Source organism: Pseudomonas sp. 43(2021), from assembly GCF_017490805.1.
Lineage (GTDB): Bacteria > Pseudomonadota > Gammaproteobacteria > Pseudomonadales > Pseudomonadaceae > Aquipseudomonas.
Genome location: NZ_JAFGYJ010000239.1, coordinates 1 through 535, shown reverse-complemented (window position 1 = coordinate 535; position 535 = coordinate 1). Strand labels below are relative to the sequence as shown.

General features: G+C 57.0%; 1 pseudogene. It reads right to left on the bottom strand.

The annotated features are described in order from the left end of the window. Positions 1-179: 179 nt before the first annotated feature. Positions 180-535: pseudogene (locus J5M71_RS26970) on the bottom strand (ABC transporter substrate-binding protein); the annotation flags it as partial.

The window sequence follows — 535 nt, the reverse complement described above, 5'->3', positions numbered from 1 at the left end:
ACAATTCGGTCACCTGTACGTTCCGCTGGTGGCCCGACAACCAAGTTTTCCAGAGCACATTCAAGGTCGTTGCATGATGGTTCGGGACGGCTGTCCGGCAACGGACAGCCATTACTCAGCAGCATGAAGCGTCAACCAAGCTCGGCAGCGTAAGGCCACAGGATCCTGCTGCACTCGCCTCAACTCCCCGCACCACCATGCGCCTCTTCAACGAAGTAATCCTTCCAGCTCCCCGCCTTGTTTTTCAACACACCCAGTTCCTGCAATTTCTCGGCGTAGATGAACGTGCGTTGCGGTACGACGGTGAAGTCGATCTCCGGGTCTTTGACGATTTGCTCGACCAGGGCCAGCGGCAGTTTCGATTGCTCTACACGGATGTAGGCTTGGGCGGCGGCGGGTTTGTCGGCTTTGATGATGTTCTCCGCTTCCGCCAGTGCGTCGTAGAACGCCTTGTAGGTTTTCGGGTTTTCGTCGTGGAATTTTTCCGTGGTGTAGAGCACGTTGAACGTCGCCGGGCCGCCGAGGATGTCGTAGG